Annotated in this window: 12 protein-coding genes and 1 riboswitch; of the genes, 6 read left to right on the forward strand and 6 right to left on the reverse strand. The window is 67.3% G+C overall.

All coding sequences use genetic code 11. From position 1 onward, the window contains the following. Nucleotides 1-21 precede the first annotated feature (21 nt). The 3 genes from ACI3KU_RS06985 to ACI3KU_RS06995 form a co-directional block, all read right to left on the reverse strand. Nucleotides 22-1,074, reverse strand: a complete 1,053-nt coding sequence (locus ACI3KU_RS06985) for a glycoside hydrolase family 3 N-terminal domain-containing protein (RefSeq protein WP_404921576.1) — start codon at nucleotides 1,072-1,074, stop codon at nucleotides 22-24. A gap of 169 nt (nucleotides 1,075-1,243) precedes the next feature. After that, nucleotides 1,244-2,017, reverse strand: a complete 774-nt coding sequence (locus ACI3KU_RS06990) for an ABC transporter permease (RefSeq protein ID WP_404921577.1) — start codon at nucleotides 2,015-2,017, stop codon at nucleotides 1,244-1,246. Nucleotides 2,018-2,028: 11 nt separating this feature from the next. After that, nucleotides 2,029-3,192 carry an AI-2E family transporter gene (locus ACI3KU_RS06995; protein WP_404921578.1) on the reverse strand — a complete coding sequence of 388 codons (1,164 nt, stop codon included), beginning with the start codon at nucleotides 3,190-3,192 and terminating at the stop codon, nucleotides 2,029-2,031. Nucleotides 3,193-3,294: 102 nt separating this feature from the next. On the opposite strand from ACI3KU_RS06995, the gene ACI3KU_RS07000 reads away from it, so the two are divergent. Next, nucleotides 3,295-3,420 (forward strand): hypothetical protein, encoded by a 126-nt coding sequence (locus tag ACI3KU_RS07000; protein WP_404921579.1) that lies wholly within the window; start codon nucleotides 3,295-3,297, stop codon nucleotides 3,418-3,420. A 63-nt stretch (nucleotides 3,421-3,483) separates the two neighbouring features. On the opposite strand, the gene ACI3KU_RS07005 is transcribed toward ACI3KU_RS07000, so the two are convergent. After that, on the reverse strand, nucleotides 3,484-4,968 hold the full coding sequence (locus ACI3KU_RS07005; protein ID WP_404921580.1) for a DHA2 family efflux MFS transporter permease subunit: 1,485 nt from the start codon (nucleotides 4,966-4,968) through the stop codon (nucleotides 3,484-3,486). Nucleotides 4,969-5,119: 151 nt separating this feature from the next. Here ACI3KU_RS07005 and ACI3KU_RS07010 point away from each other — a divergent pair, with 151 nt between their 5' ends. Then, a complete protein-coding gene (locus ACI3KU_RS07010; protein WP_404921581.1) occupies nucleotides 5,120-5,752 on the forward strand; it encodes a DUF1345 domain-containing protein in 633 nt (210 codons plus the stop codon). Here ACI3KU_RS07010 and ACI3KU_RS07015 read toward each other — a convergent pair whose 3' ends face one another. After that, complete coding sequence (locus ACI3KU_RS07015; RefSeq protein WP_404921582.1) at nucleotides 5,753-5,899, reverse strand: hypothetical protein; 147 nt, start codon at nucleotides 5,897-5,899, stop codon at nucleotides 5,753-5,755. Between the two features lie 34 nt (nucleotides 5,900-5,933). Between ACI3KU_RS07015 and ACI3KU_RS07020 the strand changes: the two genes are divergently transcribed. From ACI3KU_RS07020 to gcvP, 4 genes are all read left to right on the forward strand, one after another. Then, complete coding sequence (locus ACI3KU_RS07020; protein ID WP_404921583.1) at nucleotides 5,934-7,922, forward strand: ABC transporter ATP-binding protein; 1,989 nt, start codon at nucleotides 5,934-5,936, stop codon at nucleotides 7,920-7,922. A 56-nt stretch (nucleotides 7,923-7,978) separates the two neighbouring features. Next, nucleotides 7,979-8,064, forward strand: a riboswitch (glycine riboswitch). A gap of 135 nt (nucleotides 8,065-8,199) precedes the next feature. Next, a complete protein-coding gene (gene gcvT / locus ACI3KU_RS07025) occupies nucleotides 8,200-9,354 on the forward strand; it encodes a glycine cleavage system aminomethyltransferase GcvT (protein WP_404921584.1) in 1,155 nt (384 codons plus the stop codon). Further along, the gene (gene gcvH / locus ACI3KU_RS07030) at nucleotides 9,351-9,731 is read left to right on the forward strand and encodes a glycine cleavage system protein GcvH (RefSeq protein ID WP_404921585.1); all 381 of its coding nucleotides are present in this window, start codon (nucleotides 9,351-9,353) and stop codon (nucleotides 9,729-9,731) included. Before gcvT ends, gcvH begins: the two co-directional genes overlap by 4 nt. Nucleotides 9,732-9,781: 50 nt before the next feature. Continuing rightward, the gene (gene gcvP, locus ACI3KU_RS07035; RefSeq protein WP_404921593.1) at nucleotides 9,782-12,619 is read left to right on the forward strand and encodes an aminomethyl-transferring glycine dehydrogenase; all 2,838 of its coding nucleotides are present in this window, start codon (nucleotides 9,782-9,784) and stop codon (nucleotides 12,617-12,619) included. Between the two features lie 144 nt (nucleotides 12,620-12,763). Here gcvP and ACI3KU_RS07040 read toward each other — a convergent pair whose 3' ends face one another. Then, nucleotides 12,764-13,699, reverse strand: coding sequence for a hypothetical protein (locus ACI3KU_RS07040; RefSeq protein WP_404921586.1), 936 nt, complete (start codon nucleotides 13,697-13,699; stop codon nucleotides 12,764-12,766). Between the last annotated feature and the right edge of the window lie 211 nt (nucleotides 13,700-13,910).

The following is a 13,910-nucleotide window of genomic DNA, read 5'->3' on the forward strand; positions in this document are numbered from 1 at the left end:
GGCCAGATCGAACCGGGGGAGTCAGCTTGTGAGAGCCAGGCGCTGCTCCATTGCCAGCTCTGCGGCCGCGTTCACCGTGGCGAGAGGAAGGCGACCGTCTGCGACCGCGGCTTCGAGACCACTCAGTAGGTCCGCCGGCGAGATCGGATGGGGTCCGTCGGCGACGATCACGAGCATCGTCGTGCCCGCCACGAGGGCAGACACGGCGTTCGTGACGCGACCCGCGTAGACCGGATCGCCCGAGTTCTCCAGCATCCCCATGTCGTCCGAGACGATCAGGCCGTCGAAATCCAGATCGTCGCGCAGGATGTCGTGCCAGCGTGGCGACAGCGACGCTGGAAGCGAATCGACCGCCGAGTACACCAGGTGACCCAGCATCACGGCATCTGCCCCCGCGTCGATTCCAGCCGCAAAGGGTCGGGCCTCGGCGGCCTTCCAGCGGTCGAAGTCGAGATCCGTGTGAGGCAGGGAAGAGTGTGAGTCGCCCGCGGCAGCACCGTGTCCTGGGAAATGCTTGAGCGTCGAGAGCACGCCGGCCGACGCCTCCGCCCGAACAGCGGCGGCGACGCGCTCAGACGCGGAACCGGGGTCGGTTCCGAGGACCCGGGAGAAGATGAACGAGTCCGGGTCGGCCGTGATGTCGGCGACGATGCCGAAGTTGGTGTTGAGCCCGGCCTGCCTCACCAGGGCCGCGCGCTGCGTGAAGGCATCGGTCGTACTCTGTGCCGGAGCCTCGGCAAGGTGGTGGCCGGCGGGCAGGTCATCCTCGGGCAGCCGGGCCACATCGCCGCCCTCCTCATCGATCGAGAGAATCAGTGGCGGGTCTGCAGACACGGCTCGGGTGATCGCTGCGACGTCCGTGATGCCCGCACCGACGTTGTCGCCCATCAGGATCAGCCCACCCGGGTGATACGCATCCACGAACGTCTTCAGCGCCGCCGGGTCGGTTCCGGCGGAATGAAGGATCAGGAGCGACGCGAGACGGTCGCGAACGCTCATCGCCGCAACGAGTTCCGCCGCGACGTCCGGCGTGGGTGTGGGCGTCGGCGAGGGGGTCACGGAGGGCGACGCCATGCGGGTCTGAGATGGCGTGGAAGCGGGTCCAGCCGCCGGTTCAGGGGCGCACGCGGCGAGCCCGAGGAGGAGGACAGCCGCCGTCGCGCCCAGAATGCGGCGAAAGAGAGGGGAGCGGTAAGACATCCTCTCCACCGTACGTCCGGTCTCCGACGTTCGTCTGGGGGCCTCAGCTCGTGACCGGGTCCGGCCGAACCCTCACGTTCCCCTGCCACGCCCAGATCAGAAGTGCCGTGATCGCCCCCGCGCAGAGGATCGTGGCGAGCACGACGATCTGGAATCGGCCCGCCTCCAGCGGTGAGATCCCGCCGAAGATGGCCCCGACGAACGCGCCGGGGAGCACCACGAGCCCCGTCGTGCGGGTCTGATCGAGCGAGGGAATGAGCGCTTCACGCACCGCGAGGCGGCCGATGTCCGCGGTCGCACGTCGAGGCGTGGCACCCAGAGCCAGCCACCCTTCCACCTGATCCCAGCGCTCCTGCACGGCGTGCACGAAACCGCGTCCGGTGAGGGTTGCCATGCTCATCGCGTTGCCGATGACGATCGCCCCGATCGCCAGTGCGTACCGCGGCGTGAGGTCAAGTGCGCCGGTCGTGAAAACGACGGTGGTCGCCGTGAGAATGCCCGCGAGCATGGCGCTCCCGCAGACGAGAAGCCCCCGCCAACGGGTGCCGTGCGCAAACGTTCGCTGTGCCGCGACGGTGATCGCAATGGCGAACATGACCACCAGAGCGAGTGCGATCCAGCCGGGAGATGAGATCACCCCACTCAGGAGCACGCTGATCACTGCGAGTTGGATGACGCCGCGCCCGATCGCGGTGACAGCGGAGCCCGGGTGCGCGATACCGGCGGCATACAGCGCTCCAGTGGTGATCGTGGCAAGCACCGCTGCGCCGACCAGCGAGGGCAGCAGTGCCGACGAACTCACCAGGTCGATCGACATGCTGACACGGATCAGTGAGTGTTGCCCTCGGCGGTGCCGATCTCGACGGGATCGGGGTCGGCGACTTTCCGATCCTGGCGGGGGAACACCACCTGCTGCAGGATGATGATCACGCTCGCTGCGACCGGGATCGCGACGAGCGCGCCCAGGATGCCACCGATCGCACCACCAGCCACGGCACCGATCACCACGACGGCACCGGGCACGGCAACTGCCTTGGCCATGATGCGCGGGCTGAGCACGTAGGCCTCGATCTGCATGTAGACCAGGTACCAGATGCCCACGACGATCGCCGGGACGTAGCTGCCACCGCTCGCGAGAGCGCCGATGAGCACGATGGTCGTATTGATCACCGAGGCAGAAAGGGTGCCGACCAGGGGGATGCACGAGCCGATGAACGCGATGAGGGCGAGCAGCACGGGCATGGGAGCTTGCACGACGAGCATAAGAGTCAGTGTCAGCACGCCGTTGATCGAGGCGAGGCTCGCCTGCCCGATCACATAGCGGCCGACCGCTGCCGACACGTCCTCCATCACGTCGCTGAATCCTGCGCGCTGGTAGGCGGGAACGAAGCGCACCGCCACGCGCTTCATGCCGCGCAACGATGCCATGAAGTAGAGCGTGAGGATGAGCACGATGATCACGCCGGTCACGCCGCTTGCGATCCCGGAGCCCACCTGCACGATGCCGCCGCCCACCGAGAAAATGTTGTTCGGGTCTTGAATGAACGACAGCGCGCTGTTCAGCGCCTCCTGGATGTTGGAACCGTAGCGTGTGGTGATGTCGTGGTACCAGTCGGACGCCTGCACATCGCGGACGACCTTCGGCAGCGTCTGCGTGAGGTTCGTGATCTGCTCGATGATCACCGGCACGATGGCCCACAGGATGCCGGCGAACACGATCAACACGATCGCCACGACGATGCCGACGGCCGCGCTACGCGGCATTCGTCGCTCCAGGAACGAGATGACCGGGTCCAGTCCGAGCGCAAGGAACAGCGCCACGCCCACGTAGACGAGGACAGTGGCCATCTGACCGATGACCATGCCGATCGTGAGGGCAACGAGCACACCCAGGCCTCCGAGCAGACCCCAGATGAACGGCTGCACCCGGAACGAGCTGGCGGCGACGGGCTGCCTGCTGGAAACGGAGAACTCCAGCGGTCGCTTCTTCATTTCCGCTCCCCTCTGCGAACGTGTTCTGACCAGAGTAGTGTGCGGCACGGACAGTCCTCGTCTGACGCCCGTGATGTGCCGCGAGGCGAGTAGCATTGCGCCATGACCACTCCTCAGACGACCGTCCAGCCCCTCACCCCCGCCCTCAACGGGCTCAACCTGTTGGGCGATGACGCCGCAGGTGCATCCTGCTGCGGCGGTTCCGCGTGCGGAATCTCCGAGGGCTGAACGACGCTCTGATGATGCAGAAGGCCCGGGCGATCGCCCGGGCCTTCCGCGTACCGTCGGCGTTCAGTGTGCGGGCGCACCCTCGGGCGCGTCCGCCGGCTTGCGGATGAAGAACGACATCACGAAGGTGACGACGGACAGCGAAGCGGCGATCGTGAACGCGGCCCCGGTTCCCGCGGCACCCGCCACACCGTCAGCAGCGCCATGAGCCGCCGCGGATGCCTTGGCAGCCTCCAGGATCGTGATCATGAGGGCGATTCCTGCGGCACCCGCCACCTGCTGCACGGTGCCGAGCACCGCGCTGCCGTGTGAGTAGAACCTCCGCTGCACCGAACCGAGTGAAGCCGTGAACAGCGGGGTGAACGCCATCGCCAGGCCGATCGACAGCAGCGTCTGGGCCACGCCGATCACCCACACACTGGTGTCTGCGGTGAGGGTGGTGTAGAACCACAGCACCGCCGCCGCGATGAACGAGCCCGGAATCAGCAGCACACGAGGACCACGCGCGTCATAGATGCGCCCGATGAGCGGTCCGAGCAGACCCATGGCGAGCGAGCCCGGCAGCAGCAGCAGACCGGAATCGAGGGCCGAGATGCCCAGCACGCTCTGCATGTACAGCGGCAGCACCGTGATGGCGCCGAAGAACGACAGCGACAGGAACAGCATCATCAGGATGGACAGCGTGAAGTTGCGCGAGAGGAAGACGCGCAGATCCAGCAGCGCGTCATCCTTGCGCTGAAGCACCAGCTGGCGCCAGATGAACAGCGCCAGTCCGATCACGCCGACGGCCAGCGATGCGGCGAGCGTGATGCCCGCCAGCGGGCCCGCACCGTCGCCGCTTGCCGCGGCCTTCTCCGCGCCACCGATCTGGCTGAGCCCGAAGACGATGCCGCCGAAGCCGAACGCCGACAGCACGATGGAGAGCACATCGAGCGGAGCCTTCTTGGGCTCGCCGACGTTGACCATCCACTTCGCACCCGCGAGCATCGCGAGGATGGCGATGGGCAGCACGATGCCGAAGATCCAGCGCCAGCCGATGGAGTCGAGGATGAGACCGGCCATGGTAGGGCCGATGGCGGGCGCGAGCGACATCACGATGCTCATGCGGCCCATGAAGCGACCACGAGAAGCGGGCGGAACCAGCTCCATCACCGTCGTCATCATGAGCGGCATCATCACGGCGGTGCCGGACGCCTGAACGACGCGCGCGACGAGCAGCACCTCGAAGCCGGGCGCCAGGAACGCGATGAGCGTGCCCGCGCTGAACAGCGTGATGGCCGCGAGGAACACCTGGCGGGTGGTGAAGCGCTGCAGCAGGAAGCCCGTGGTCGGGATGACCACGGCCATGGTCAGCATGAACGCGGTGGTGAGCCACTGAGCGGCTCCCGCGGTGATGTGCAGGTCGTCGATGAGGTGCGGGATCGCCACGCCCATCGTCGTCTCATTGAGGATGGCGACGAAGGCCGCCGCGAGAAGAAGGGAGAGGAGTCGATTGGCGTTCGCGGGCATCGCGCCGGAGCGAGTGGATACGGCGGCGGTGTCGGTCATGAGGTGCTTCCTGATTCAAGTGCTCGAGATGCGAGCGGGTGCGACGGGACGGGTGCGCCCCGAGGACTGCTGGATAAGCGTAACGAGAGGGTCGGACATTGCATTCCCGAGTCGTCGCGACGCGGGTCGAACGTCGTGGGACGATGGCGCCATGCGTTTCGTGCACATGCCGCTGGTTCGCATCATCACCAGCGCGATCATCGGGGTGGTCGTGGGGCTGTCGGTCGGATCCGTCCTTGGGCCGGCGGCGGGTTCCCTTGCTGGATGGGGCGCCGCTGCCCTGGTGGTGTCGGCGTGGATTCTGCTCGCGGTGTGGCCGATGGATCCGGAGCGAACCCGGACCCACGCCGTGCGCGAGGATCCTGGTCGTGACTTCGCCCGTGCGCTGTCCCTGCTCGGCAGCATCGTGTCGCTCGGTGCGGTCGTGCTCGTGGTGTTGCAGAGCAACGCCACCGACCACACGCGGGCCGGGGTGCTCGCCGCGATCGCCGTGGGAAGCGTGATCGCCACCTGGATCCTCATCCAGACCAACTACATGCTGCGCTACGCGCGCATCTACTACTCCGAGCCGGAGGGCGGGATCGATTTCAACGAGGACCAGGCGCCGCAGTACAGCGACTTCGCCTACCTCTCCGTGGGCCTCGGCATGACCTACCAGGTGGCAGACACGAACGTGCGAACCAAACAGCTGCGTAAGGTCGTCATCGCGCAGACGATGCTCGCGTACCTGTTCGGGGCGGTGATCCTCGGCACCGTCATCAATCTGGTGACGGGACTGGCCTGATCAGCGCTGGTTGCCGTTGCCCTCACCGTGGACGAGGTCGGTCGGGACCGCACGCGGCATGTAGTTCTTCCACAGAACTTCCTCCGGTGTGTCCCGGTCATCGAGCTCGGCGTCGGTGGGACGGCGCGGTTCATTCGGAGTGCTCATGCCGCAACCCTAGACCCGGGCATAGGGTGAGGGGATGAGTTTCGGCGGATTCGGCGGCGGCATGGGAGGCGGCGGTCCGTTCCGAGGAGTCGATGCCGATTCGCAGCGGAAAGCGAACGCCGCCGCCCCGCGAATTCCGGATATCGGTCGCCGCGTCGTGGCGCTGTTCCAGCCTTATCGCGGACGCATCCTGATCACCGTGCTGCTGGTGATCGCGGGGGCTGCGGTGGCCGTTGTGCCGCCCCTGCTGGTGCAACGGGTGTTTGATGACGCGCTTTTCCCCATGGACGCGCGCCCGCAACTCACCCTGCTGATCGCCTTGGTGTCCGGCATGATCGGACTCTTCCTGCTCTCCGCGCTGCTGGGCGTCGCGCAGACATGGTTCACTTCCACGGTCGGCAACGCCGTGACCGGTGACCTACGCGTCAAGCTCTTCGAGCACCTGCAGGCGATGGAGCTGGGTTTCTTCACGCGGACGAAGACGGGCGTCATCCAGTCGCGCCTGCAGAACGATGTGGGCGCGGTGTCGAACGTGCTCACCTCCACCGTGACGAGCATCATCGGCAACACCGTCACCGTGGTCGCCTCCATCGTCGCCATGGTGCTGATCGACTGGCGACTGACGATCCTCGCGGTCATCCTCATGCCGATCCTGGCGATCATCCAGCGCCGAGTGGGACAGGTGCGGGCGCGCATCGCCGGTCAGACCCAGGAGTCGCTGTCGGAGCTGAGCTCCATCACCCAGGAGACGCTGAGCGTCTCGGGGATACTGCTGTCGAAGTCCTTCAACCGCCAGCGCACCGAGTCGGCGCGCTACGCCGCGGAGAACACCAATCAGGTGGGCCTGCAGGTCAGGCGAGCGATGAGCGGCCAGGGCTTCTTCGCCGTCGTCCAAGTTCTGATGGCGTCGGTTCCAGCGGTGGTGTACCTGGTCGCGGGCTACCTCATCACCGGTGGTGCGGACACGATCACCGCGGGAACGATCGTCGCATTCACCACCGTGCAGGCACGCCTGCTGCAGCCGCTCATGGGCCTGATGCGCGTGGCGCTGGATCTGCAGACCTCGGTGGCCGTTTTCAGTCGCATTTTCGAGTACCTCGACCTCACCCCGGCCATCACGGATTCCCCGAATGCCATCACTGTCGCGGACGCGCCCGGTCCTCGCGGCCGGATCGAGTTTCGCGATGTGGTCTTCCGCTACCCCGACGCTGGCCCACAGGCGCGGGCGACGCTCGACGGCGTCAGCTTCACCATCGAACCCGGTCAGAATGTGGCATTCGTCGGCCCCTCGGGCGCAGGCAAGACCACGATTCTGTATCTGGCGCCGCGGTTCTACGAGGTCAGCGGGGGAGCGGTGCTGTTCTCCGGTGCCGACGTCCGCGAGCTCACCCAAGCATCGATCATCGACAACGTCGGCATCGTCTCGCAGGAGACGTACCTCTTTCACGCCACGATCCGGGAGAACTTGCGCTACGCCAAGCCGGACGCCACCGATGAAGAGCTCGAGACTGCGTGCCGCGCGGCGAACATCCATCACGTCATCGCCAGCTTCGAACACGGGTACGACACGGTGGTGGGCGAGCGCGGGTACCGGCTCTCCGGCGGCGAGAAGCAGCGGATCGCCATCGCGCGGGTTCTTCTCAAAGACCCGCCGGTGATCCTGCTCGATGAGGCGACCAGCGCCTTGGACACCGTCTCCGAGCGCGTGGTGCAGGAGGCGCTGGATGAGGCGTCGAAGGGCCGGACGACGCTGTCCATCGCACACCGTCTGTCCACCGTGATCGGGGCGGATGTGATCCACGTGGTGGAGGCCGGACGGATCGTGGAGTCGGGAACACACGCCGAACTGCTGTCGGCGGGCGGACTCTACGCGCAGCTTGCACAGCAGCAGATCGACGCCACTCGCGTGCTGCGCGAGGATGCCGCCGAGGCTCAGATCCCGGCCCAGAGCCCGATCGCCGTCGAGGCGGATGAGGATCCGCAGCTGGACACCGGGACGATCGCCACTCCGCCAGTGCGGTGACGCGTGGCCGCAGCGCCCCTCGACCGCTATGCTGGCCTGACAATCGAACACGACTCATGGTCGCCGCGGGAGAGTCCGTCACGGACACCGAAGGAGCAAGCCTCCCCGCCAATCTCTCAGGTCAACACACCGCGGGGACCCAGTCACTCTGAAAAGCGATCCATATATGGATCCGCCGACGGTGAAAGCACCCCTGGTGTGAAACTCTCAGGCCCATGACAGAGGGGGAGCTCCAGACGCCGTCCGGCGTCCGGCTCGCCCTTTCGCCGGGAGAATCATGACGGAACCCCGCTACACGCCCCTCCGAGACCGCCACGAGGCGCTCGGCGCCGCCTTCACCGACTTCGGCGGCTGGATGATGCCGGTGCGCTACACGTCCGATCTGGCCGAGCACAAGGCGGTCCGCGAGAGCGCGGGACTGTTCGACATCTCACACATGGCGGAGTTCCTCCTGGCCGGCGAAGACGCCGCCGCATTCCTGGACTACGCCGTCGCGGGCCGCATCTCCACGATGAAGGTCGGTAAGGCCAAGTACTCGCTGCTGCTCGACGAGCGCGGCGGCATCATCGACGACCTCATCGTCTACCGGATGGCCGACGAACGGTTCCTGATCATCTCGAACGCGGGCAACCGTGCCGCCGTCAGCTCCGCGCTCGCGGACCGTGCCTCCGACTGGGACGCGGGTGTCGCCGAGCGGCTCACGGGTGCGGCTCCGCAGCGCGCGGAAGCACTGGTGGATGACGTCTCCGACGACATGGCCCTGATCGCCGTGCAGGGACCGCAGGCGCGCGCCATCCTCGAGGCGCTGCCGGGCTTCACCGTGAGCGGCGTCGCGTTGGAAGAGCTCGCGTACTACGCGTGGAGTGAAGGCGACTTCGGCGAGACCCCGGTCTTCATCGCCCGCACCGGCTACACCGGCGAGGACGGCTTCGAGCTGCTGGTGCCAAACTCTGCCGCCGGTGAGCTGTGGGACGCACTCCTGGTGTCCGGTGCAGACGCGCTGGTCCCCGCGGGTCTCGCTGCGCGCGACACGCTGCGTCTCGAGGCGGGCATGCCGCTCTACGGACACGAGCTCTCGCTGGAGACCGCGCCCGCTCAGGCGGGTCTCGGCCGCGTCGTCGCCGTCGACAAGGACGACTTCGTCGGCAAGGACGGACTGGCGGCGCGGGATCTCACCGACGCTCCGGTGCTGGTCGGCCTGAGTGCCGAGGGCAAGCGTGCCGGTCGTGCCGGGTACGACGTCTACCGGGGCGAGGAGAAGGTCGGGGAGATCACCTCCGGCGCCCTCAGCCCGACGCTGGGCCATCCCATCGCGATGGCTCTCGTCCACCCCTCGGCCGCTGCCGAGGGCACCGATCTTCAGCTGGACGTGCGGGGCACCCGCATTCCGGCCACCGTGACCGCCCTGCCTTTCTACCGGAGGACCAAGTGACCGATCTCAACTCCCTCAAGTACACGTCCGAGCACGAGTGGATCGCCCTCGACGGCGACATCGCGACCATCGGCATCACGTCGTATGCCGCGGCTCAGCTCGGCGACATCGTCTACCTCGACCTGCCGGCCGTCGGCACGGAGATCGCGATCTCCTCCGTCGTCGGCGAGATCGAGTCGACCAAGTCGGTCGGCGAGCTGTACGCTCCGCTGAACGGCGAGGTCGTGGAGACCAACGACACGGCAGCTGCCGAGCCGTCGCTGGTCAACTCCGAGCCGTTCGACGGCGGCTGGCTGATCAAGGTGCGCGTCTCGGGCGATCTGCCCGGCGACCTCCTCGACCACGCCGCCTACCAGGCGCTGGTGGGCGAGGCGTGACCCGCTTCCAGGACCGCCACATCGGGACGGACGCCGCGGCGCAGCACGTCATGCTGGATGCGCTGGGCATCAGCGATGCCGAGGGTGACGGACTCGACACTCTTGTCGCGCAGGCGCTGCCCGCCGTGATCCGGGGCGAGCGTCCGGAGTCGGTGCTGCCCCTCGCGGCGTCGGAGGCAGAGGCTATCGCGGAGCTGCGCGCGCTCGCGTCGCGCAACCGCGTGAGCCGTCCGATGATCGGCCTCGGCTACTACGGCACGCTCACGCCGTCGGTGATCCAACGCAACGTGCTGGAGAACCCGTCCTGGTACACGGCGTACACGCCGTATCAGCCCGAGATCTCGCAGGGCCGGCTGGAAGCGCTGATCAACTTCCAGACGATGGTGTGCGATCTGACTGGCCTCGACACCGCCAACGCGTCGATGCTGGACGAGTCCACGGCCGTCGCCGAGGGGATGCTCCTCGCGCGTCGGGCGTCGCGGGCGAAGACGGACGTGTTCGTAATCGACGCCGACGCGCTGCCGCAGACGAAGGCCGTGCTCGCCACCCGCGCCGACGCCGTCGGGATCACGCTCGTCGAGGTCGACTTCGCCGCCGGCGAGGAGATGCCGGCCGAGCTGTTCGGATCCTTCGTGCAGTACCCGGGCGCGTCTGGTCGCGTCTGGGACATCTCCGGTGTGATCGACGCGACGCACACGGCGGGCGGTCTATCCGTGGTCGCGGCCGATCTCCTGGCTCTCACCCTGCTGCGTTCGCCCGGTTCGATGGGTGCGGATGTCGCGGTGGGCACCACCCAGCGCTTCGGTGTGCCGCTCAGCTTCGGCGGACCGCACGCCGGGTACATGGCGGTGCACTCCGGATTGGAGCGCCAGCTGCCCGGTCGCCTCGTTGGCGTTTCCGTCGACGCGGAGGGCAAGCCCGCGTACCGCCTCTCGCTGCAGACGCGCGAGCAGCACATCCGCCGTGAGAAGGCGACCAGCAACATCTGCACCGCTCAGGTGCTGCTGGCTGTCATGGCCTCGATGTACGCGGTGTATCACGGGCCTGATGGGTTGCGTCGCATCGCGATGGACGTCGCAGGCAAGGCGGCGACCCTGGCGTCCTGGCTGCGCCAGGCTGGCCTGGAGATCGCGGAGGATACGTTCTTCGACACCATCCAGGTGCGCGTGCCGGGGCGTGCTGGCGAGGTCGTCGCTTCGGCTCACGAAGCCGGTTACCTGCTGCGCGAGGTCTCGGACGACGTCGTCGGCATCGCCGTGGACGAGTCGACGACCCATGACGATCTGCTCGCGGTGGTCGCGGCGTTCGGCGCCGACGCACCGGGCGGCATCGTGTTCGGCGCGACGCCCTACTCCGGGGCGTTTCAGACGCTGAAGGCGGTGTGGGGCGATCTGCTCCGCCGGGACACGTACCTCACCCACCCGGTGTTCAGCCTGCACCACAGCGAGACGGCGATGATGCGCTATCTCAAGCAGCTGGCCGATCGGGACTACGCGCTCGATCGCGGCATGATCCCGCTGGGTTCGTGCACGATGAAGCTCAATGCCGCCACGGAGATGGCCGCGATCACCTGGCCGGAGTTCGCGGGTCTGCACCCGTTCGCCCCGGCCGAAGACGTGGCGGGCATCCTCGAGCTGGTCGACCAGCTCGAGACCTGGCTGGCCGATGTCACCGGGTACGACGCCGTGTCACTGCAGCCGAACGCCGGTTCGCAGGGCGAGCTCGCCGGTCTGCTGGCGATCCGCGGCTACCACCTGTCCCGCGGCGACGATCACCGCACCGTGTGCCTCATCCCGTCCTCGGCCCATGGCACGAACGCGGCTTCCGCGGTGCTGGCCGGCATGCGGGTGGTCGTGGTGGCGACGGACGATCTCGGCAACGTCGACCTGACGGACCTGAAGGCGAAGATCGCCCAGCACGCCGACGAACTCGGCGCGCTGATGATCACCTACCCCTCCACGTTCGGTGTGTACGAGAGCGACGTGATGGAGGTCACCTCTGCGGTTCACGCCGCGGGCGGCCAGGTCTACATCGACGGGGCGAACTTCAACGCCCTCGTGGGGATCAGCCGGTTCGGCGATCTCGGTGGCGATGTGTCGCACCTGAACCTGCACAAGACGTTCGCGATCCCGCATGGCGGTGGCGGGCCCGGTGTGGGTCCGGTCGCGGCGAAGGCGCACCTCGCGGCGTTCCTTCCGGGACACCCGCAGGCTCAGCGTGCCGAGCACGCCGGCGGATACGTCTTCGCCGGTGGTCCGGTGTCGGGCGCTCCGTACGGTTCCGCTGGCGTGCTGCCGATCTCATGGGCGTACGTGCGCATGATGGGCGCGTCCGGTCTGCGCGATGCGACGGCGGCTGCCGTGCTGTCGGCGAACTACATCGCCAAGCGCCTCGAGGACCACTACCCGGTGCTGTACACGGGCGAGGGCGGTTTCGTCGCGCACGAGTGCATCCTGGATCTGCGTCCCCTCAAGGAGGAGACCGGCGTCACGGTCGACGATGTCGCCAAGCGCCTCATCGACTACGGCTTCCACGCTCCGACCATGTCGTTCCCCGTCGCGGGCACGCTCATGGTGGAGCCCACGGAGTCGGAGGATCTCGGTGAGATCGACCGCTTCATCGAGGCGATGATCCAGATCAAGGCGGAAGCCGATCAGGTCGCTGCCGGCGTCTGGCCCGCCGACGACAACCCGCTGGTCAACGCTCCGCACACCGCGGAGTCGGTGATCGCGGGCGAGTGGACCCACGCCTACTCGCGTGAGCTGGCGGTCTACCCGGTGCACACCCTGGTGCGCACCAAGTACTGGCCCCCGGTGCGCCGGATCGATCAGGCCTACGGCGATCGCAACCTCGTCTGCGCCTGCCCCCCGATCGAGGCCTTCGCCTAACCCGCCCTCTGCCACCCGCGCCCTGACACCCCTCACCGGTCACCCCGGGCGAAACATGTCCCGCGAGACTTCCGTCTGTGGGCGAGAATTGCCGCAATGCGCGGATTCTCACCCACAGACGGAAGTCTCGCGGGACGTTCGTGGTCACAGGGTGCGCTGGTTGAAGAAGAGCCGACGGAGGGAGGCCAAGCGCGTGCCGTCGGCGGCCATCCGCGGACGCAGACCCGCTTCGTGCAGCGCGCGCTGCAGGCCATCCACCGAGATCACATCGTCAAGATCCCACCGCGCGAAGCCGCGCACTCGCGTGCGAATCCGATCTTCACGTCTCTTCTCCTGTCGGAGCGCCGCCTTGTCGTTGCTTTCGAGACGGTATTTCGCATACCCGTCGAACTCACCCCACAGCCGCGCCTGCGGCCACCAGAAATCACCGCGGTAGTTCTCGCCGTCGATCGTCACCTCGTGTTGGAGGACCGGGGCCGGATACCCGAGCCAGGCGATCGCGGCGCGGCTCACAGACTCGCCTGGTGATTCAGCACGTCCATCGGCGAAAGACGCCAGCCACTGGATCTTTCGGACTCCTCGCGTTGTCCGCAGCGCGTTGCTTCGATCCGTGAGTTCGTCTGTGGAGCAGCCCACTCGCGCTGCGGCATCCCAGGCGGCGAGCGCGGGAGCCGGGGCAAGTGTCCGCCCCAAGTCCACGGTGGTGTCGATCAGGCTGGTCAGAAGGACGCCGTCGACATCGATCACGTCCCGCGGCGTTGCACTGGTGTGAAAGACGACGTCGCCGCTGCGGGTTGATGATGACCGATCGACCGCGAGGACATGGATATCGCGTGGTTCACCGAACAGAGGCAGGCCCAGCAGACACGCGGCTGACTCCATGCAGAGCACGGCGTCGGGGGACTTGTGCAGGAACGCCCGTACCCGCGCTTCGTATCGCTGCCACGGCGTCAGCAGCTGCCAGGCGTCGGCGCTGACGTAGACGCCGTGGCGCACTCTGTGCAGGTCGCGGCGGTCGCGGATACGTACGGACTCGTCGTGCCCGCGCGAATGCAAGAGACGGATCGTCGGCTCGTTCATGGCTCCACCATGCGAGCCCGTCTGGTCGATTTTGGCCCGATTCAGCCAGATGTGAATGGATTGGCGCCCGCGGTGCCGTGTGCAGAGCTCGCGAGACTTCCCTCTGTGGGCGAGACGGACCGCGATGCACCGATTCTCGCCCACAGACGGAAGTCTCGCGGGAGATGTGTGGCGGGCGCGCAGGGGGTTGACGTCGGGGAGGGGAAGGTAG

Origin of the sequence: Microbacterium sp. ZW T5_56, assembly GCF_044987425.1 — a bacterium.
In the GTDB taxonomy this organism is placed as follows: domain Bacteria; phylum Actinomycetota; class Actinomycetes; order Actinomycetales; family Microbacteriaceae; genus Microbacterium.